This window comes from Occallatibacter sp. (genome assembly GCF_036502485.1).
In the GTDB taxonomy this organism is placed as follows: Bacteria; Acidobacteriota; Terriglobia; order Terriglobales; family Acidobacteriaceae; genus Telmatobacter.
Map to the genome: position 1 here is coordinate 13,836 of NZ_DASXYM010000022.1, position 19,674 is coordinate 33,509.

Genomic DNA, 19,674 nt, shown 5'->3' on the forward strand with positions numbered 1-19,674 from the left:
GTGGTAACTGTCTGTACATTCCTCATTTCCCGGTTCGTTGTGGAGGCCACAAGTGCTTTTGGGGATTCTGAAGGAGACATCTCCCGGGGAGACACGTGTCGCACTGCTGCCTGAGAGCCTGAAAGGGCTGCTGGCGCAGGGGATAGAGATTGCCGTGGAGGCGGGCGCGGGCGTGGCTGCGGGCGCTCCCGATGCGGCCTACGAAGAGGTGGGCGCACGGGTTGCTGCGGACCGCGATGGGCTGCTGGCGAGCGCCGATGTGCTGCCTATGGTGAGCACGCTGGATGCGGCCGACCAGGCGCGGCTGAAGACGGGCGCGGTGGTGATCGGTTTCATGCGGCCGCTGGATGCGCCTGCGGCGCTGCTGCCGGCGATCGAGCGCGGGGCGACGCTGTTCAGCATGGAGATTGTGCCGCGGATCACGCGGGCGCAGTCGATGGATGCGCTGTCGTCAATGGCGACGGTGGCGGGGTACAAGGCTGTGATCATGGCGGCGGACCGGCTGCCAAGGCTGTTTCCCATGCTGATGACGGCGGCGGGGACGATTCCGCCGGCGCGGGTGTTTGTGATTGGCGCGGGGGTGGCGGGGCTGCAGGCGATTGCCACGGCGCGGCGGCTGGGCGCGGTGGTGGAAGCCTATGACGTGCGCGCGGCGGCGGGCGAGCAGGTGCGGTCATTGGGCGCGAAGTTTCTGGATGTGGACCTGGGCGGGATCAATACCGAAGGCGGCGGCGGGTATGCGGCGGAACTCACGGAAGAGGCGCTCGACCGCGGACGCGATCTGATCACGAAGACGGCGGCACATTCCGACGTGATTGTAACGACGGCACAGGTGCCGGGGCGGCCGGCGCCAAGGCTGATCCGGCGCGACGCAGTGGAGGCAATGCGGCCGGGATCGGTGCTGGTGGATTTGGCTGCGCCGGCGGGCGGGAACTGTGAGCTGACCAAGGCCGGTGTGACGCAGCAGATTAACGGCGTGACGTTGCTGGCTCCGCTGAATCTGCCGGCGGAGGTGCCGGTGGATGCGAGCAAGCTGTATGCGCGGAATGTGTTGAATTTTCTGGGACTGATTGTGAAGAAGGGCGAGTTGACGCTGGACCTCGGCGATGAGGTGCTGGCGGGGGCTTGTGTGGCGCACCAGGGGAAGCCGGTGAATCCGCGGGTTGCGAAGTTGCTGGAGGGTGTGGGTGTGGCGGGGTGAGGTCTATGCCGCTGCAGGATGGGGTTCGTGGTTTCCCGCCCCAGGCGCAAAAGCAAATACGCGCCGAGGGTGGGGCACCTGTGGCTGTGGTGGAACGCGGCGGGTGAGAAGCGGGTCCTTCCGGTTCGCTTCACTCAGCATCAGGATGACAAGATTTGATCGCGCGAGATTTGGTTGCGCGAGATTTGGTCGCGCAAGGTTTGGTCGCTCAGGATGACAAACCAATAAGGAATTGAACCGACATGATGAATCCTGCTGTGTTGATCGCTTCTGTTTATGTGTTTGCGCTGGCGGCGTTTCTGGGGTACCAGGTGATCAGCCGTGTGCCCCCGCTGCTGCACACTCCGCTGATGTCGGCCACCAATGCGATCTCGGGCATCTCGCTGATTGGGTCGCTGGTGCTGGCGGGTGCTAAGGGGTATCCGCTGCCCGCGCACATTCTGGGGTTTGTGGCGGTGACGACGGCGACGATCAACGTGGTGGGCGGGTTCGGCATCACGGATCGGATGCTGAAGATGTTCCGGAAGAAGCCCGTTGAAGCCAAGCAGGAGGCGAAATGAACATCGTCCCCTACAGCGCTTCGATGTATTTCATGGAAGCGACGTACCTGATTGCGTCGATTCTGTTCATTCTTTCGTTGAAGATGATGTCGCATCCGGACACGGCGCGGCGGGGGATGTTTCTGGCCGAGGGCGGAATGTTCGCGGCGATTGTGGGCACGCTGGCCGGCACGCAGATTGTGACGTGGACGTGGCTGATTGCGGGGCTTGCGATCGGATCGATCATTGGCGCGTGGATGGCGGTGAGTGTGCCGATGACGGCCATGCCGCAGCGGACCGCGCTGTCGCATGCGTTTGGCGCACTGGCCGCGGCGCTGGTAGGCATTGGCGAGTTCATGGTCAACATCAATGAGCTGGGGCCGATCAAGCGCGGGGCGCTGGGATTCGAGATTATTCTGGGCGCGCTGACGACCACGGGATCACTGATCGCAGCGGGTAAGCTGCAGGGCGTGATTCCGGGCAAGCCGATTCAGTTCAAGGGCCAGAATTTTGTGAATCTGGCGATGGCTTTGGCGATGGCGGGGTGCTTCTTCTACTTCTGGTTCAACCCGGACGCCAGCGTGGTTTTCTACACGATGCTCGGCATTGCGTTCGTGTTCGGCGTGATGCTGGTGATTCCAATTGGCTCGGCGGACATGCCGGTGGTGATGTCGCTGTTGAACTCGTATGCAGGATTGGCCGCTGCCGCTACGGGATTCGTGCTGGGCAATAATGTGCTGATCATCGCCGGAACGCTAGACGGGTTTTCGGGATTCATCCTTTCGGTACTGATGTGCAAGGCGATGAACCGGTCGATCACGAACGTGTTGTTTGGAGGATTCGGAAGCGTGGTGGCGGAGGCGCAGGCGACGTCGGGCGGGGTGATGCGCGAGATTTCGCTGGAGGATGCGGCGATGCAACTAGCGTTTGCGAATCGGGTGATCTTTGTGCCGGGGTATGGGCTGGCGACGGCGCAGGCGCAGCACGCGGTGCGCGAGCTGGCGGACACGCTGGTGGAGCGCGGGGTGACGGTGAAGTACGCGATTCATCCGGTGGCGGGACGCATGCCGGGTCATATGAACGTGCTGCTGGCCGAGGCCAACGTGCCGTACTCGTCGCTGTATGAGATGGAGCAGATCAATCCGGAGTTTCCCTCGACGGATGTGGCGGTGGTGATTGGCGCGAACGACGTGGTGAACCCCGATGCACGCGACAATCCGAAGTCGCTGATTGCGGGGATGCCGATTCTCGAAGTGGATCGCGCGCGGAGCGTGATTGTGCTGAAGCGGGGGCAGGGACGGGGGTTTTCGGGGCTGGAGAATCCGCTGTTTTTCAAGTCGTGCACGGCGATGTTGTATGGCGATGCGAAGTCGAGCCTGGCGCACCTGGTGCAGGCGGTGCAGCATGTTTGAGGCAGGGAGCAGGGAGTAGAAAGACAGAGTGATCAGGTGAATACAAGCAGATTCGCTTCGGGAATGACAGAGAGAAAAGCAAGGACGAGGCCGGGTTCAGATTTGGCTTGAGTGAATTTGTGGCAGGGTCTACTCCCTCTTCCCTACTTCCTATTCCCTGCTCCCTATTCCCTGCTCCCTATTCCCTGCCAAAAAAGATGGGCGGCAGGTTTTGCCTGCCGCCGCCCTGTCCCTGGGTTTTCTTGAGGATGCTTCAGTGCTGCTTGACTGCGAAACCTGTGGCGGGCCGAACGGCCCGCGGTTTACTGCAGGAGCTTGGTGACTTCCTGCTGCGCGCTGTTGGCCTGGGCGAGCGCGGCGATGCCGGTCTGGCTCAGGATCTGGTACTTCGACATGGCTGATGTGGCGGAAGCGTAGTCGGTGGCCTGGATGGCGTTCTGCGCGGAGACGATGTTCTCCTGCTGCGTGCTCATGACCTGGCTGATGGCGTTGAGGGTGTTGATCTGTGCACCGATGTATCCGTCCTGCGAGGAGACGTCGGCCACCGCGGCATTCAGCATCAGCAGGGCAGACTGAGCGTCGGATGTGCTCAGCAGGTCGGTTGCATTCAGGTTCGCAGAACTATCGCCTCCCGCGGCGAATTTATAGCTGATGGCTGTGGTGGAAGCGGTGTTGGCATTCAGGGAAGCCACGGTAGAGGTGGTGTCCGCGAGGGCGGCGTTGACGATCGCCACATTGGGATTGGTGTTGGTGATCTGAATGCCCGCGTCGGCTGACGCAACTCCGTTGACTCCGACGGCGCCGGCCGTGACCCAGGTTGCCGTCACTCCGGGGAAGTTTTTGGCGTTGATCTCCGCCATGAGGGCACCGGCGTTTGTGGAGGTGGTGGTGTACGAGTTCTGGGCGCCGGTGGGGCCGGTGACGGTGAATTTCAGGCCGCCGGTGAGGGTATCGGTGGTCTTACCGAGGGTTGAAACGGAGCCGGCCAGATCTTTTGTGAGGTCGACGAAGAGGCCGTTGCGGTTCTGCTGGATGGAGCCGCCGGTGTCGCCAAGGCTGGACGAACTCAGGGTCGCGAAGAACAGGCTGCTGATGGAAGCTCCGACCGAAGAGGAATCGCCGGTGTAGATAGCGACTCCGGCGACCGAGCCGGTGAAGACCTGGTTCTGGTTATAGGTGGTGGTGGAACCGATGTTATTGATCTCGGAAAGAATGGATTGGTATTCCTGATCGGCGGCAACGGCCTGGGAGGCATTGAGGGTTCCGTTGGAAGCCTCAGTGGCCAGGGTGATGGCGCGGTTGAGCAGGTTGGTGACCTGGGAGAGAGCGCCGTCGGCTACCTGCAGAAGGCCTACGCCTTCCATCGCATTGGTGGCGGATTGGGTGAGGGCTTTGGAGTTGGCGCCCAGGCCGTTGACCAGGGAAAGGCCGGCGGCGTCGTCTGCGCCCGAGTTAATCCTTGAACCCGAGGAGAGCTGCTGGAGGACGTTCTGCAGGCTCGCATTCGTGTTGTTCAGATTGTGCTCTGCATAGATCGCTGAGAGGTTATTCAAGACACCGAGGGCCATGGAAGATTACTCCTTTTCCTGATGCACGTTTGAAGCGCGGGCTTACCGCTGTAGCCGTTGGCTATCGAGTTTCGATCCGGTTTCGATCGAGTTTCGATGAGGGCCTTGGGCTCGACTGCATCCACCCCTTTCATCGGAGCGGGCCGGAATAACTTTAGTCATGGCGAGAGATTGTTTTTGAAACACTGTGTCGCGGGTCTGGACAGAAGTGCGTCGAAGGCGGGCAGGTAGTGTTTCTTTTTGTTACAGCGAGTGTGCCGGAAGGCGGCAGCATTGTCTGAAAGTCAGACAGTACGGTGCGGATGCGGGATAACAGAAGGGGGTATGGGGGGCGGGGATGCCAGGCGGGGATGCCAGGCCGGGATGTCAGGCCGGGATGTCAGGCCGGGATGTCAGGCAGGGGTGTAGGCGGACGGCTTTGCGCCGCTGGTCAGGAGCTTGTGCAGGATGGGGAGGCGGGCGCGCTGGGTTTCGACGAAATCAACGCCGTCGGCGGTCAGGGTGAAGGCGGAGTTGTCGGCGCGAAGGATGTAGCCCTTTTTCTGCAGGTACCAGACGGTGAACTCGAGGTAGTCCCGGGGGAACCCCATGCGCGCTTCGACGTCCATGAGGGAGACTTCCGGCATGTAAGGGGAGATGCGGCGCTGGATATAAAGGAGGGCCAGGACTGCCAGCCTTCGGTTCAGCTCGCCCTCGAGGTCATCCATGAAGTCGAGCGCGGAGGAAAGGGGAGGCTCTTCGGGTTTTTCCTGACTGGCGGCGTCGTATGCAGCGCGCGTATCGGGGTCAGAGAGCACCTGGAAGGCTTCTTTGAGGAGATAGAACTTGTCCAGGTCGGCGGTATGCGGATTGTCGGGATGGTAGCGAGCGGCAAGAAAGCGGAAGACGCGATGGATCGTCTCCTGTTCCGCGTTCGGGCTGATCTGGAGGAACTCGTAATAGTTTGGGGTACTCATAGCCGGCTTTGAGGAAAGTAATGCATTCTTCACAATAAGCAGCCGGCCTCGCGCGGTAAACGCAACCATTGTGTTAGTCGTCACCCGGCGAGTAATGGCCGCACTGTTACTGAGAGTTGTAACTGGAGGCGGGAGAGCCAGTTGAGACGAGTGGCTGGGGGAGCCAGGGCGAAGTAAAAAAACGGCGGCGAGTTGTTCAACCCGCCGCCACCGGTTTTTGGCTTCAACCGTATTTTGCTCTCTGCCTATACCATCTGATGCAAAAAATTGCGTATGGATGGCATGCATTGATGAAAGCCGGTTGAGTTTCGCTGGGTAGTTAGTGCAACCTATTCGTCCACCGAGTTTTGCGGTCCGGGTCCGCCTGGCGGAGGTGTTGAAGGAGCGCCGGGAGCGCCGTCAGGGGAACCGCGATGGCGCATGGGACGGCCGTCCGGGCCCTGCGGGTGACGATCCTCACGCATAGTCTGCAGTTGCTTCCACTGGTCGGGAGTGAGCTTGGCGCGCAGGGCCAGCAGGAAGCGCGCGTTGGCTTTTTCAAGTTCGGCGCGGGCCTGGGCGATCTTGTCGATCTGCGCCAGCACGGCAGACTCGTTGGGCTGGTCTTCGCTCAGGAGCGGCTGCATGGCGAGCTCGGTCTTGTCGACGCTGGCATGCAGGTCGATCAGCTTTTCGCGGTGCTTCTGGAGGATATCGTCCATGGCTTTGCGCTGATCGTCGTTGAGATTGAGCTTCTGGATAACGTCGGGATCGTTCCACCAGCGTCCGTGGGCGCCACGAGGACCGAGCATCCGTTCCATGGGGGGGCGGTGCTCGCCGAAGCCGGGGCCTAATCCACCGGGGCCGCCGGAGCCGGGCTGGGCAACCGCCAGCGCTCCGCTGACCACTAGCGCCGCGGCCAGGATGCTTGATTTGACTAGATTGTGTACCTTCATTTCTCTCTCCTCAAACTGTGTGATTGCTGTTTTGTTTGTGATTGCGTCTCGCTGCGGCCGCGCTCGCGAGGGCAAACCTCTATCTGCTCCCGGAAAGGGGAGTTTCAAACCTGATGGCGATGCCAGCCGCGGTCAGCCAGGGATCGGCGGCAACGTGCCCTGTACAGAAAAGGGACGTCAGCGGCTATCGTCTGTCATGAGCGAGGCAAGGGGCTCCATGGCGGAGGGCACCTGACGGGAGATATCGCTATCGATATTCGCCATCAGTTCTTCGGTTTCCTTTTCGCGCTGCTGGGCCAGAATGCGTTGCCGCTCCATCTCCTGCTGATGCTGCTGCTCGCGGGCCACGACCGCTCTGTGGTGATGCTCATACGCTGCGGTGCCCACCATGGCAAAGGAGAGCGTAAGGCTCAGCACCCAGGCCGCGGAGCGGCGCCAGGCAGTACGGTGCGGGGCGGACGCGAGAACCGGACGGGGGCGGTTAAAGGCAGCCTCGCTCCACGCGTGCACGCTGCCTCGGAAGTCGCGCATGGCCTGCTGCAGCATGGGATCGTTCAGATCCGTATCCACCGGGCTGTTTTTCCTGTTCATCTCACTGGTCATTTCCGTCCCCCCAACTGCTCCCGTACTTTTGCCGTTGCCCGCGAAAGGTGCGCCTTGACTGTTCCCTCACTGAGGCTGGTGGTTTCAGCGATGTCGCCGATGTCCATCTCTTCCACGAAGCGTAGAAGAAACACTGTTTTCTGACGTCCGCTCAACTTCTCTACGGCTCGCCATACATCCTTGATTCGTTCGCGCGCCAGCACCTGCTGTTCGGGCGAGCTTTCGTTGCTGGGCAGCCAATCGCCGGCTTCGTCCACGTCAACCGCGTTGGTGCGCGTGGTGCGCCAGAACTGCAGGCGGCGATTGCGCCAGTGGTCCTTCTGCAGGTTGATGGCGATGCGCATCAGCCAAGTGAGGGCGCTGGACTCGCCACGGAAGCCGGACCAGTTGCGATACGCCTTGAGGAAGCAGTCCTGCGTCAGAGTTTCGGCCATGTCCACGTCGCGCGTGGAGGCGAGCAGAAACCGGAAGATCTGCTGACGGTGTTTAGCGACGACCTCTGAGAACTCCAGAGAGGCGATCTCCTGGGCCGCGTCCATCGACATTGGTAAAGTCCCGGCTGCCATCACTCTGGTAGACGGCGAGGCTGCAAGCGAGTTTACAGGGCGGCGCGAAGTATCAGGAACCGGGGCCAGCTGCGGGCGGTGATCGGAGCGGAGCATGGCATTGACGGCAGCCTTTGAGGCTGGCAGCTGGGCCGGCAGTTTTTGGGGCTAGCAGTTTTGGCAGTCGCTTGGGGCTTGGTGGCCTGTTGTGCTGATGGCAGGCGCTTCGGCCCGAAGGAGGACTCTTGCGATGACGCGTTTTTTGGTTGAGGGGGACGAACCGATGGCGCGGGCAAGGGAGATTTTCATTCGTCTGTGCCTGCTGACGGCGCTGACGGCCGGGTGCGTGGTGCTGCTGCAGCCTTTTTTAAAGATCATGGCGATGGCAGTCATCATTGTGATTGCGATTTTCCCGGCATACCGGAAGGTGACCAGGCTGCTGGGCGGCAGGGATAATCTGGCGGCGGCGGTATGCAGCCTGGCGCTGGCCGCGGTGCTGGTTGTGCCCTGCGTGCTGTTGACGGGAACGCTGGTGCAAGGGGTTGCATCGCTGGCCAGCCACATTCAGGATGGCCGTCTCGATCTTGCCCTTCCGCCGGCGGTGGCGAAGGTGCCGGTGGTGGGTCCCAAGCTGGAAGCGCGCTGGAACGCGGTTTCGGTCAACCTGCCGCAGGCGGTGGAACGCGTGATGCCGCAGATCAAGAGCAGTGCCCCTGCTTTGCTGACGGCGTCGGCGGGCATAGGCGGGGTGCTGCTGCAGATCCTGATCGCAATCGTGCTGGGCGGATTTCTGCTGGCCAAGAGCGATGGAAGCGCACGCTTTGCGGACCAGGTGTTCAGGCGAATCTTCGGGGAGCGTGGGCAGGAGTTCGAGGACGTGGTGGCTTCGACCGTGCGCAGCGTGACAAATGGAATTGTGGGCGTGGCGGTGATCCAGACGCTGTTCGCCAGCCTCGGGTTCTGGCTGGTGGGGCTTCCCGGAGCGGGATTGTGGGCGATCGTGTTTCTGATTGCGGCTGTGCTGCAGGTGGGTGCGCTGGTGATGATTCCGGCGGTGGTGTTTGCCTTCAGCATCACCAGCACGACCTACGCCGTCGTCTTCCTGTGCTGGTGCATTGTGGTGGGTCTGATGGACAACGTGCTGAAGCCGATACTGCTGGGGCGCGGCAGCAAGGTGCCGATGCTGGTGGTGTTCCTGGGCGTGCTGGGCGGATTCGCGTCGATGAACATCATCGGTCTGTTCGTGGGGGCGGTGGTGCTTTCGGTCGGGTACATGCTGTTTATGGCGTGGCTTGGGAACGGGGTTGGGGAAGCGAAGCCTGTGGAGGAAGAGGAGCGGGCGGTAACGGTTTGAAGGCTGGAGGGGTGGTAGGCTACAGTAAACGCTTTCCGCATGAGGCACACCATGATGCTTGCTGCTCTTCGCGCAGAGGTTCTGAAGGCAAACCAGGAGATCTCCCAACGCGGGCTGGCTCCCCATACGTTTGGCAATGTGAGCGGCGTCGACCGCTCAGGCGCCGAGCCGCTGGTGGTGATCAAGCCGAGCGGGGTGGACTACGCGACGATGAAGGCTGAAGACCTGGTGGTGACCGACCTGAACGGCCGGGTGGTGGAAGGCACGCTGCGGCCATCGAGCGACCTGGACACCCACACGCTGCTCTACCGGGAGTTCCCGCAGATCGGAGGTGTGGTGCATACGCATTCCGAGTTTGCCACCGCGTGGGCGCAGGCTTGCCGACCGATTCCCTGCCTGGGCACTACGCACGCCGATTACTTTCATGGGCCGGTGCCGGTGACGGAGCCGCTGACGCAGGCCGAGGTGGAGGAGGCATACGTGCGGAACACGGGCGCTGTGATCGCCCGGCGTTTCAAGCAAGGCGGACTGGACCCGGTGGCGGTGCCCGGGGTGCTGGTGGCGGGCCATGCTCCGTTTGCGTGGGGCAAGTCTCCCATGGCTGCGGTGGAGCACGCGGACGTGCTGGAGTATATAGCCCGGCTGGCGTTCAAGAGCGTACTGTTGGGAGCGCCGGAATCAGGACTGCCGGCGTATGTGGGACGGCATCATTATCTGCGGAAGCACGGCCCGAAGGCGACATACGGTCAGAAGCAGGTTTGACATGCGACATACGGAAAGTGGAATCTACGCGAGGAAGATCCGGCTAAGCGCTAGAGCGCAAAGGCGCTATCATATTGCATAGCCGGTTGTGGTTTTCCGTAGACCGCTTCCATATTTCTGCATATTTCGCAGAGTTCCACCGGATCAAGGCTGGCGTACTGAGAGCATTGGCGTATCTATCATGATTGTTCTCAGTGGCATGGGCAGAAATCCGCATTGCCGGAAACGGCTCGTGAAGCTTGGCAAGATACGTGCAACTACCTGGGAGCCAGGTCTGATTCAGGCGCACACCCATGGAGACGAACTTTTCCAATCGCCTGCAAGCCACGCTCCTCGCCGTAATGACGGTGGGGCTGGTTTTGCTTGCGGTGTGGAACCTGATGCAGGACGCGGAGAGCCGGAACCAGCAGCCGCAGGACGGCGTGTGGTGGGCGGAGTCTTCAACCGGCAACGGACTGGTGGCCCAGAAGGTACTCTCAGGAGGTCCTGGGGAACGTTACGGTCTTAAGCCGAACGACCTGCTGACGGACATAAACGATGCGCCGGTGCATCGGCTGGCCGACCTGGAACGGGCGCTTTACCGCACCGGGGTTTACGGGAATGCGCGGTATTCGATCATCCGGGACGGCATCCGGCTGGAATCGCCGTTTGTGATCATCCCCGAGCCTGTGGACCGCAGCCTGGCGATGGCGCTGCGGGTAATCGGGCTTATTTATCTGGCGATTGGAATCTACGTGCTGTTCCGACGCTGGACGGCGCCCCGGGCCACGCATTTCTATCTTTTCTGTCTTGTTTCTTTCGGCCTGTACGCCCTGCGGTATACGGGGAAACTGGATGCGGTGGATTGGGCGGTGCTGTGGTGCAACGTACTCGCAGAGTCATTGCAACCGGCTTTGTTTGTGCACTTTGCGCTCACTTTCCCAGAAGAACGTTTAAGGAATGTGGCACGCCGCTGGCTGCTGCCGGTGATCTATGCGCCGGGGGCGGCGCTGCTGGGGCTGTGGATCTGGTCCATCACACAATGGCAGGCCACCGGGCTGCTGATGCACCGGCTTGACCAGGCCGGGGTGGCATACGAGGCCTTCTTCTATCTGATTGCGACGGGGCTGTTCCTGCGCAGCTACGCGCGCGCCAACACGCCATTGCAGCGGCAGCAGTTGAAGTGGCTGACGCGCGGCACGCTACTGGCTATCTTGCCGTTCACGGCGCTGAGCGCGATTCCCTTTCTTTTTGATCTGCACATGCCGGAGGCGCTGACCAAGCTGGCCGGGCTGTCGCTGATTTTTCTGCCGCTGACCTTCAGCTGGGCGATTGTGCGCTACCGGCTGATGGATACGGACCTTATCTTCAAGCGGGGCGTGGCCTATACGCTGGCGACGGGGCTGATTCTGGGGGGATATTTCGGATCGATTGCGCTGGCCGCGGACCTGGTGCACAAGCGGCTTCCGGAGTCGGTGCGCGACTGGGGCGGCGGCATCGCCATCATCCTGGTGGCGGCGTTTTTCGAACCGCTGAAGCGGCGGATTCAGAGCTGGGTGGACCGGGTCTTCGATCGGCACAAGTATGACTACCGCAAGACGCTGATCGAATTTGGCCGCGGGCTGAGCTCAGAGACTGACCTGAATGCGCTGCTGGATTCGATTGTGGAGAGGCTACCGCGCACGCTGCTGGTGTCGCGGGTGGCGGTGTTCCTGGCTGGGAATGACGGGCGGCTGCGGCTGGCTTCGGGGCACGGGCTGCAAGTCGAGGTGCGGGCCCACGACCGGGTTGGGGCAGATGGTCTGCAGCTCGGGTTTTTGAACTTCGATCAGAACGATGGGCACTCGCATATTTTCCTGGAGAACGCGCAACAGGCGCTGCACCTGCCGGAGGGCGAGCGGAGGACGGCGGCGCTGCTGGATCTCAACTACTACCTGCCGTGCCGGGTGCAGGACGGGACAGCGCAGGAGAAGGCGCGAACGCGCACGATTGCGGTGATCGGTCTGGGGCGCACCGTGGGCGGCGATTTCCTGTCGAGCGAAGATGTTGAGCTGCTGGAATCGCTGGCGGGCTACATCGGGATTGCGCTGCAGAACGCCAGCCTCTACTCGCGGCTGGAGTCAAAGATCAGCGAATTCGAGCGGCTGAAGGAGTTCAACGAGAACATCGTCGAGTCGATCAACGTGGGCATTCTAGCTGTGGATCTGAACGATCGCGTGGAGAGCTGGAATGCGCAGATGGAAGCCATGTACGCGCTGAGCCGCGGTGAGGTGCTGGGCCAACCTCTGCGGGAGGTGTTCCCCGCGCAATTCTGTGACGCACTGGACTCGTTCAAGGGTGAATCGGGCGTGCATCATCTCTACAAGTTCCGGCTGACTACGCGGGCCGGCGAGCAGCGCTCCGCCAACATCGCGGTGGCCCCGCTGCTGTCGCGCGAGTTTGTGCCGGTGGGCCGCATTGTGCTGGTGGATGACATCACGGAACGGGTGTCGCTGGAAGCGCAACTGGCGCAGGCGGACAAACTGAGCTCGATTGGTTTGCTGGCTGCGGGCGTGGCGCACGAAATCAACACGCCGCTGGCGGTGATTTCAAGCTATGCGCAGATGCTGACCAAGCAGATGCGCGGCGATGCGCGGTTGACGCCGGTGCTGGAGAAGATCACGCAGCAGAGCTTCAGGGCGGCAGAGATTGCGAACGGGCTGCTGAACTTCTCGCGGACATCGACCACGGAGATGAAGGCGACAAATCTGAACCAGGTGATCCGCGACACGCTTTCGCTGCTGGAGCACCAGTTCAAGACGGCCCAGATTCATGTGGATTTGGAGCTGACGCAGGAGCTGCCGTCGATCTACGGCAACGCCGGCAAGCTGCAGCAGGTGTTTCTGAATTTGTTGCTGAACGCGAAGGAAGCCATGCCGGACGGCGGCCGCCTGCGGGTGTCCACAGTATTCAACGGGCATGTGGAAGCGGTGGTCAGCGATTCCGGATCGGGGATCGCACCGGAGCACATGAAGCGCATCTACGATCCATTCTTTACGACCAAGACAATTCCGGCACCGGGCGGAAAGCGTGGAACGGGGCTGGGGCTCAGCGTGTCCTATGGAATCATTCAGGAGCACGCGGGCAAGATCCACGTGGAGAGCGCAGTGGGTGCGGGTACGACATTTCATCTTGAATTTCCCCTTCTGAGGAACTCGGTACATGCCTGAGGTTGATCTTCCCTTGAACGTTTCGGCGCCTGCGTCGAATGGCAACACCACAGCGGCGAGCATTTTGGTGATCGACGACGAGGCGGGCATCCGCGACTCGCTTGAGGTGTTGCTGACCTTTGAAGGCTATGCCGTGAAGATGGCATCGGATGGCGAGCAGGGACTGCGGATCCTGGAGTTGGAGAACTTTGACCTGGTGCTGCTGGACCTGGCGCTGCCGGGGAAGAGCGGCCTGGAGCTGCTGCCGATGATCAAGGATCGGCAGCCGGAGACGCCGGTGATCATGATCACGGCGTACGGCACGGTGGACAACGTGGTGGAGGCGATCCGCACGGGCGCGGAGAACTTTGTCCAGAAGCCGTGGGACAACGAGAAGCTGCTGGCGGATATCCGCTCGGCGATTGCGCGGCACAAGGCTGAAGAGGAGAATCTGCAGCTCAAGCGCACGCTGAAGCAGCGCTACAACTTCACCAACATCGTGGGCAAGAGCGAGGCGATGCTGCGGGTGTTCGACCTGGTGGCGCAGGTGGCGCCGAGCCGGTCAACGGTTCTGATCCAGGGCGAGAGCGGCACCGGCAAGGAGCTGATCGCGAAGGCGATTCATGCCAACTCGCCGCGCCGGGACAAGCCGTTTGTGCCGATCAATACGGGAGCGATGCCGTCGGAGCTGCTGGAGTCGACGCTGTTCGGACACGTGAAGGGCGCGTTCACTTCAGCGGTGGCCTCGAAAAAGGGGCTGTTCGAAGTGGCGAACGGCGGGACGCTGTTTCTGGACGAGATTGCGACGATGGGAATGGACACGCAGGCGAAGATCCTGCGCGTGCTGCAGGACAGGCGCTTTATGCATCTGGGGGGCATCCAGGAGATCCAGGTAGACGTGCGCATTATCGCGGCGACCAATGTGGATCTGCGTCAGGCAGTCCGGGACGGGCGCTTCCGGGAAGACCTGTTTTATCGGTTGAACGTGATTACCGTGGATCTGCCGCCGCTGCGAGGCCGCCGCGAGGACATTCCGCCGCTGGTACAGCATTTCCTCGAGTTTTATTGCAACGAGAACGGGATGCCGCCTCGCAAGCTGTCTCCCGACGCCATGCGCGCGCTGATGGATCACGACTGGCCGGGCAATGTGCGCGAGCTGGAAAACTGCATTGAGCGCGGGGTGGTGCTGTCGTCAGGACCGGTGATTGGAAGCGACCTGCTGCCGGGACAAATCAGCGGGCGCAGCTTTCAGGACGCACTTCTGGAGCACAATCCCAATGCTTCGCTGTTCGACATTCTCGAGGATATCGAGCGGCGGATCATCGTGGAGAAGCTGGAGCGCTGCAATTGGAACCAGACGGAAGCGGCGGAGCAGTTCCGCATCCCCCTGTCGACGCTGAATCAGAAGATCAAGCGGCTGAACGTGGAGATTCGTAAGCGGGGACGGGAGTAAGAGGCGGGGAAAAAGGGATAGAGGGAAAAAGGGAAAAGGCATTGCAGAAAATAAAGGGGCGCAGGGGCGCCCCTTTTTGTGGCCTGTATGTGGCTACGCGACTTTGCGGCGGCCTGTTTCGTGCTGGACGGCTTTGTGCCACCGCTTGAGGAAACCGCGGAGACCGGAGGGCGGACGCAGCCAGAGACTGGCGGCGGTCTCGCGCTCCTCGGGGCGCATGAGTACGCTCAGGTGTGGCTCTTGGATCTGATTGAGCGCTTTGAATGCAGCCTCGTCGGTTAGATCGTCACCGACGTAGGCAACCGGGGTACCGGCGGGCATTTCGCCGACGAGGGTGCGAATGGCCGCGCCTTTGTCGCGCCCGACGCGCAGTTCAAGGCCGCCTTCAAACTCGAGCAGCATCAGTCCTTCGAGGCGCGAGATGGGTTCAAAAAGCTCGCGGGTGCGCATCTCAATGAATTTTGCGGTACGCGGCGAAGCGCCACGCCAGTGCATCACGGCCGCGTTGGGCTTGTCTTCAAATTCGCCGCCGAGATTGTTGTGGCGAAGGTACTCGCGGAGTTCATCGAGACGGCGCTGGGTTGCGTGGGGAGCTTCTTCCAGTTCGCGGCGTCCATCGGCGTGCAAGCGTTCTGAGCCATGCAGTCCCCAGACCTCAATGGGCTGATCGATGATGGGCGGGTAGCCGCGCAGCAGTGGACCGATCTCGCGGGCGGGGCGGCCGGTGATGATGACCAGGCGTGTCTGTCCTTGGTGGATGATTTTCGCGAGGGCTTCGCGAACCCCGGTGTAGGGGCGGGCTTTGGCGCGGTCGACGCGGAAAGGGGCCAGGGTGCCATCGTAGTCCAGCAACAAAAGGGGTCTGATTCCGGGAGTAAAAGAACTGAAGAAAGTCTGCAGCGTCTGTATGGCTTGTTCAGTCACTGGATTCGCCTCTAGGAGTATGCTCATTGGGTTCACTTTCCTTTACTTCAGGCCGGGGGTGCGGGCCTCTCTATAGATCTATGCGCGTTTGCGTTGCGGGCCTTCGGCCCTGTGGACCAGGACTGCTTCCGGCCGGACATCCACGGTTTCGATGCGCAGTTCGCGGAGATCGCCGAGGACATTGGCTGCCCAGCGATACACGTTGTGCTCCATCACCTGCCGCCGCATGCGATGCATGCGCAGGCGGCGGTCCGTGGCGTTCATCTCAAGCCCGCGGTGGATTGCGTCTGCTACGCCATCTGTGTCATACGGATTGACGATGAGCGCATCGCGGAGTTCGACCGCGGCGCCCGTGAATTTGCTCAGCACAAGTACGCCGTCTTCGTCATCGCGTGCGGCCAGATATTCCTTGGCGACGAGATTCATGCCGTCGTGCAGCGACGTGACCAGGCAAATGTCCGACGCTCGATACCAGTTGGTGACTTCTTCGTGACTGCACTGGCGCTCGATGAGGATCACGGGGCGCCAGTCCGGTGTTTCGAACCGCGTGTTGATCTGCTCCACCGTGGCTTCAACGCGGCGACGCAGGTCAGCATAGCTGGGGATACGGGTGCGGCTGGGTGCGGCGATCTGCACCATGGTGACGCGCTCGCGATGCCAGGGATGTTCTTCGAGGAGCCGCTCGTAAGCCTGAAGGCGCTCGACGATGCCCTTGGTATAGTCCATGCGGTCAACACCGAGGATGACCTTGTCCGCTTTGATGTTGAAGTCGCGCAGGACCTCATCACCGGACTTGTTCCAGACAACGCGCTCAGTGACGGTTGGGTCGATGGCCACGCTTACGGGATAGGGGCGGATGGTGGTGGTGTGACCGCGGCGGCGGGCCGTCATGTGTTCGCGATCGGTGCGCGACTCGAGTACGCGGTCCACGGTGTCAAGAAAGTTGTTGCAGTGCAGGGGAATGTGGAAGCCGATCAGGTCTGCGCCGAGCAGGCCGTCGAGAAGTTCAGCCTGCCAGGGGCAGATGCCAAACGCCTCTGGATTCGGCCAGGGTATGTGCCAGAAGATGGCGACACGTGCGTCAGGACGGACCGCCTTGAGCATGCGCGGCAGCAGGGCGAAGTGATAGTCCTGCACGAAGACCACGGGCTCGGGGCAATCTTCCATCTCATGAAGCAGCGCCTGGGCAAATTTGCGATTGACGGTCTGATAGCACTCCCAGTCAGAGGCGCGGAAGATGGGGCGGGTGTGGGCGATGTGGCAGAGGGGCCAGAGGCCTTCGTTGGCGAATCCGTCGTAGTAGCCGGACTCCTCTTCAGAGGAGAGCCAGACACGGCGCAGGGTGTACCTGGGGTCTTCCGGCGGAACGCGCAGGCGATCGTGGCTATCGACGAAGAGGCGGTCTTCACTCCCGCTTCCCTGCGCCACCCACATGCCGTCGCAGGCGCGCAGGACGGGCTCGACGGCGGTGACCAGGCCGCTGGGCGGCACAACGCAAACTGTCTCCTTGCCCTGGCGGACGTGCATGTAGGGCTCGCGATTGGAGACGACGAAGATGCGTCCGGCGCCGGCGTGCTGGCGCACATGGACAGTGAGGCGCTCGGCGGTCCACAGGTTTTCGCCGGCCTCGCGCAGGCGCGCTTCAGCGGCCGCGGCGGCGCGCGCTTCCATCAGGCTTTCAGTGATGTTTTCGACTTCACGTGCGATGGGCGTGAAGAGGCTCAGGTCGTCGACTTCGTCGAGGATGCCGTGCTCGGGATTACCCATGCGCAGCAGGCGCAGACGCTCGGCCAGACGGGTAATAGGCCGCATCAGGAACCAGCGAATCATCAGCACAGTGACGCCGACGATGAGGATGACGGAGAAGACGATGCGCAGGAAGGTCTGGCGCCAGACTTCAGATGCCTCGCCGCGGATATAGCCGGCGTCTTCAAGCAGGACAAGCGCGCCGGCGAGCTGACCATTGACATGCAGGGGTGTGGCTTCTACCAGCCAGTCCTGGCCATCGGTGTGGCCAAACTGGTTGGAACTCGCGCCCGTCTTGAGGGCTTGGCGGACCGCGTTGGGCGGAAGGGCTCTGATCAGTGTGGCGGGCCCGTCGAAGATGGTGAGTTTTCCACTCGTGTCGTAAATCGCAAGACCGAGGGCCTCTTCGTGTTTGCGCATTTCCTGCGAGACAGCCGTGATCTGAGGCGTGGAACCCGAGGCCAGAGCCTCTTCCATGTAGGGTTGATGACTCGCAGCCAGGATCTCAGTCCGGCGCAGTAACTCACTCCGCAAAACATGCTTGCGCGCGAGCACTTCAAAGTAAGTGGAGGCCAGGGAAAGCACGGTGATCCCCACGATCAGGGCGAGAATCAACCGCATGCGGAAGTGACGCATCCCTATACCTCATCCTTTCAGTCGAGTATCGACACTTCACCCGATGCGCGATACGGGCCAGATAGTAAGATGCTGAAAACCGGCGGCTCGGCCAGTTTAAGTCTCAATCTGCGGGAGAAGCGAGCATATTCGTTGTTAAGCGGGATTGATGCGGCGCATGCGCTATTCTGTCGTGGAGAGCACAGGCCGTATTCCGCAGACGAACGGGGTTCGATGGCGTTAGACAGGATCGAAAAAACCGTCAAGCAATTGGTGTTTACGGTGCAGGATTACACCCTGTTTGCAATCAGGGCTGTTCTTAATCTTTTCACTCCGCCTGTCTACTGGTCCGATTTTATCCTGCAGGGCGACATTGTCGGGGTAGGCTCGACCACGATTGTGCTCTTCGCGGGATTTTTTACCGGGGGTGTTCTGGCCGTGCAGTCGGCGGCGACGCTGGCGGCCTTCGGCGCTACCGCGGTGACGGGCCGTTTTGTCAGCCTATCCATGATCCGCGAACTGGGCGCGGTGCTCACCGGCATTATGGTGTCGGGGCGTAACGCGTCGTCGATGGCGAGCGAACTTGGGTCAATGGTGGTGACCGAGCAGATTGATGCAATGCGGGCCCTGGGCGTGGACCCGATGCGGAAGCTAGTTACTCCGCGCATCTATGCAACGGTTGTGACGTTGTTCTTCCTGACCATTGTGGCGGACTTCTGCGGGATCCTGGGCGGTGCGGCCGTGACGGTGTTTATGAGCCACCAGAACGGCGCGCAGTATTTCAATCAGGCTTACCAGTTTCTGGCGTTCCCCGATATTCTGCAGGGCCTGATCAAGCCGGTGTGCTTCGGGTTCATTATCGCATCGGTGGGGTGCTTCTACGGCATGCGCACCACAGGTGGAACGCAGGGTGTGGGGCAGTCCACCATTAAAGCCGTCGTGATTGCGTCGGTTTCTATCATCTTTATCGATCTGCTCATCAGCACATTCATGGTGGGAATCTTCAGCCGATGAACGAAGCGCCCGCAGCAGCGATGGCACCCGAGAGCACGGCCGCGCAGCCGGTACTGTCGTTTCAGGATGTGCGTGTCTCGTTCGACGGTCCGGCAGTGCTGGACGACGTCAGCTTTTCGGTGGGTCCGCGCGAGACACGGATTCTGCTGGGGCCGGCCGGGGTTGGGAAGAGCGTCCTGCTGAAGACCGCCAATGGACTGATCCGCCCGGATGGTGGCTGCGTTTTCCTCTTCGGGGAGGACATCTGCCATATGGCTGAGCGGAACCTTCTGCCTCTGCGGCTGCGGACCGGGATGGTGTTCCAGGAGGGCGCGCTGTTTGACTCGCTGACGGTCCGAGACAACGTGGCATACCAGTTGATTCAGGAGAGGATCCCCGATGACCAGATCGACACGCGGGTGCTGGAGGCGCTGCGGTTTGTGGGGTTGGAACAGACGTTCTCGCTGTTCCCTGGCAGCCTGTCAGGCGGCATGCGACGGCGGGTGGCCATCGCGCGAGCGCTGATCCGCCAGCCTGAATTGCTGCTCTACGATTCGCCCACAGGGGGGCTGGATCCGGTGACCTCGACGACGATCATCGAGTTGATTGTGAAACAGCGGGACTTCTATCGCACACCGTCTATTTTGGTGACGCACCGCCTGCAGGATGCGTTCACCATGTGCACGCACCGTTTTGACTCGGAGACCGGTGGGATGTTGAAGCTGCCGGAGGGCGAAGTGGATGCGAACACGACGTTTCTGATGATGGACGAGGGCCGGATTCTCTTTGACGGATCGCTGCACGACCTGGTGCATTCAGAGGATCCATTCGTGCGTGAATTTCTGGAATAACGCGCCCCGGGCGCCGTGACGCTTCCTAATGGGCGCCGCGCGCATCTGTT

Annotated in this window: 16 protein-coding genes; 9 read left to right on the forward strand and 7 right to left on the reverse strand. The window is 61.4% G+C overall.

Going from position 1 to position 19,674, the window contains the following annotated elements:
• Positions 1-52: 52 nt before the first annotated feature.
• The 3 genes from VGL22_RS03620 (at position 53) to VGL22_RS03630 (ending at position 3,152) form a co-directional block, all read left to right on the forward strand.
• Complete coding sequence (locus VGL22_RS03620; RefSeq protein ID WP_465265519.1) at positions 53-1,201, forward strand: NAD(P) transhydrogenase subunit alpha; 1,149 nt, start codon at positions 53-55, stop codon at positions 1,199-1,201.
• Between the two features lie 242 nt (positions 1,202-1,443).
• Positions 1,444-1,761, forward strand: a complete 318-nt coding sequence (locus VGL22_RS03625) for an NAD(P) transhydrogenase subunit alpha part 2 (RefSeq protein ID WP_465265520.1) — start codon at positions 1,444-1,446, stop codon at positions 1,759-1,761.
• Positions 1,758-3,152: an NAD(P)(+) transhydrogenase (Re/Si-specific) subunit beta gene (locus VGL22_RS03630; RefSeq protein ID WP_465265521.1), complete on the forward strand. Its 1,395-nt coding sequence runs from the start codon at positions 1,758-1,760 to the stop codon at positions 3,150-3,152. The genes VGL22_RS03625 and VGL22_RS03630 overlap by 4 nt, the downstream gene beginning before the upstream one ends.
• A 302-nt stretch (positions 3,153-3,454) precedes the next feature.
• On the opposite strand, the gene VGL22_RS03635 is transcribed toward VGL22_RS03630, so the two are convergent.
• The 5 genes from VGL22_RS03635 to VGL22_RS03655 form a co-directional block, all read right to left on the reverse strand.
• Positions 3,455-4,720, reverse strand: coding sequence for a flagellin N-terminal helical domain-containing protein (locus VGL22_RS03635; protein WP_465265522.1), 1,266 nt, complete (start codon positions 4,718-4,720; stop codon positions 3,455-3,457).
• A gap of 392 nt (positions 4,721-5,112) precedes the next feature.
• Positions 5,113-5,676 carry a J domain-containing protein gene (locus VGL22_RS03640; protein WP_465265523.1) on the reverse strand — a complete coding sequence of 188 codons (564 nt, stop codon included), beginning with the start codon at positions 5,674-5,676 and terminating at the stop codon, positions 5,113-5,115.
• Positions 5,677-6,005: 329 nt separating this feature from the next.
• Positions 6,006-6,611: a Spy/CpxP family protein refolding chaperone gene (locus VGL22_RS03645; protein WP_465265524.1), complete on the reverse strand. Its 606-nt coding sequence runs from the start codon at positions 6,609-6,611 to the stop codon at positions 6,006-6,008.
• A gap of 177 nt (positions 6,612-6,788) precedes the next feature.
• Entirely contained in the window at positions 6,789-7,202 is a 414-nt protein-coding gene (locus tag VGL22_RS03650) for a hypothetical protein (RefSeq protein WP_465265525.1), read from the reverse strand.
• Positions 7,203-7,210: 8 nt separating this feature from the next.
• Positions 7,211-7,759 (reverse strand): RNA polymerase sigma factor, encoded by a 549-nt coding sequence (locus tag VGL22_RS03655; protein ID WP_465265526.1) that lies wholly within the window; start codon positions 7,757-7,759, stop codon positions 7,211-7,213.
• A gap of 250 nt (positions 7,760-8,009) precedes the next feature.
• On the opposite strand from VGL22_RS03655, the gene VGL22_RS03660 reads away from it, so the two are divergent.
• From VGL22_RS03660 to VGL22_RS03675, 4 genes are all read left to right on the forward strand, one after another.
• Positions 8,010-9,113, forward strand: coding sequence for an AI-2E family transporter (locus VGL22_RS03660; RefSeq protein WP_465265527.1), 1,104 nt, complete (start codon positions 8,010-8,012; stop codon positions 9,111-9,113).
• 51 nt (positions 9,114-9,164) lie between these two features.
• Positions 9,165-9,875 carry an L-ribulose-5-phosphate 4-epimerase AraD gene (gene araD / locus VGL22_RS03665; protein WP_465265528.1) on the forward strand — a complete coding sequence of 237 codons (711 nt, stop codon included), beginning with the start codon at positions 9,165-9,167 and terminating at the stop codon, positions 9,873-9,875.
• 293 nt (positions 9,876-10,168) lie between these two features.
• Complete coding sequence (locus VGL22_RS03670; RefSeq protein ID WP_465265529.1) at positions 10,169-13,063, forward strand: ATP-binding protein; 2,895 nt, start codon at positions 10,169-10,171, stop codon at positions 13,061-13,063.
• On the forward strand, positions 13,056-14,495 hold the full coding sequence (locus VGL22_RS03675) for a sigma-54-dependent transcriptional regulator (protein ID WP_465265530.1): 1,440 nt from the start codon (positions 13,056-13,058) through the stop codon (positions 14,493-14,495). The genes VGL22_RS03670 and VGL22_RS03675 overlap by 8 nt, the downstream gene beginning before the upstream one ends.
• 93 nt (positions 14,496-14,588) lie before the next feature.
• On the opposite strand, the gene otsB is transcribed toward VGL22_RS03675, so the two are convergent.
• Together otsB and VGL22_RS03685 are read right to left on the reverse strand one after the other, a co-directional pair.
• On the reverse strand, positions 14,589-15,446 hold the full coding sequence (gene otsB / locus VGL22_RS03680; RefSeq protein WP_465265531.1) for a trehalose-phosphatase: 858 nt from the start codon (positions 15,444-15,446) through the stop codon (positions 14,589-14,591).
• Positions 15,447-15,497: 51 nt separating this feature from the next.
• Positions 15,498-17,801, reverse strand: coding sequence for an alpha,alpha-trehalose-phosphate synthase (UDP-forming) (locus tag VGL22_RS03685; protein ID WP_465265532.1), 2,304 nt, complete (start codon positions 17,799-17,801; stop codon positions 15,498-15,500).
• Positions 17,802-17,870: 69 nt separating this feature from the next.
• On the opposite strand from VGL22_RS03685, the gene VGL22_RS03690 reads away from it, so the two are divergent.
• A complete protein-coding gene (locus VGL22_RS03690) occupies positions 17,871-18,794 on the forward strand; it encodes an MlaE family ABC transporter permease (RefSeq protein WP_465265533.1) in 924 nt (307 codons plus the stop codon).
• Positions 18,791-19,624, forward strand: coding sequence for an ABC transporter ATP-binding protein (locus VGL22_RS03695; protein WP_465265534.1), 834 nt, complete (start codon positions 18,791-18,793; stop codon positions 19,622-19,624). The genes VGL22_RS03690 and VGL22_RS03695 overlap by 4 nt, the downstream gene beginning before the upstream one ends.
• Positions 19,625-19,674: the final 50 nt, after the last annotated feature.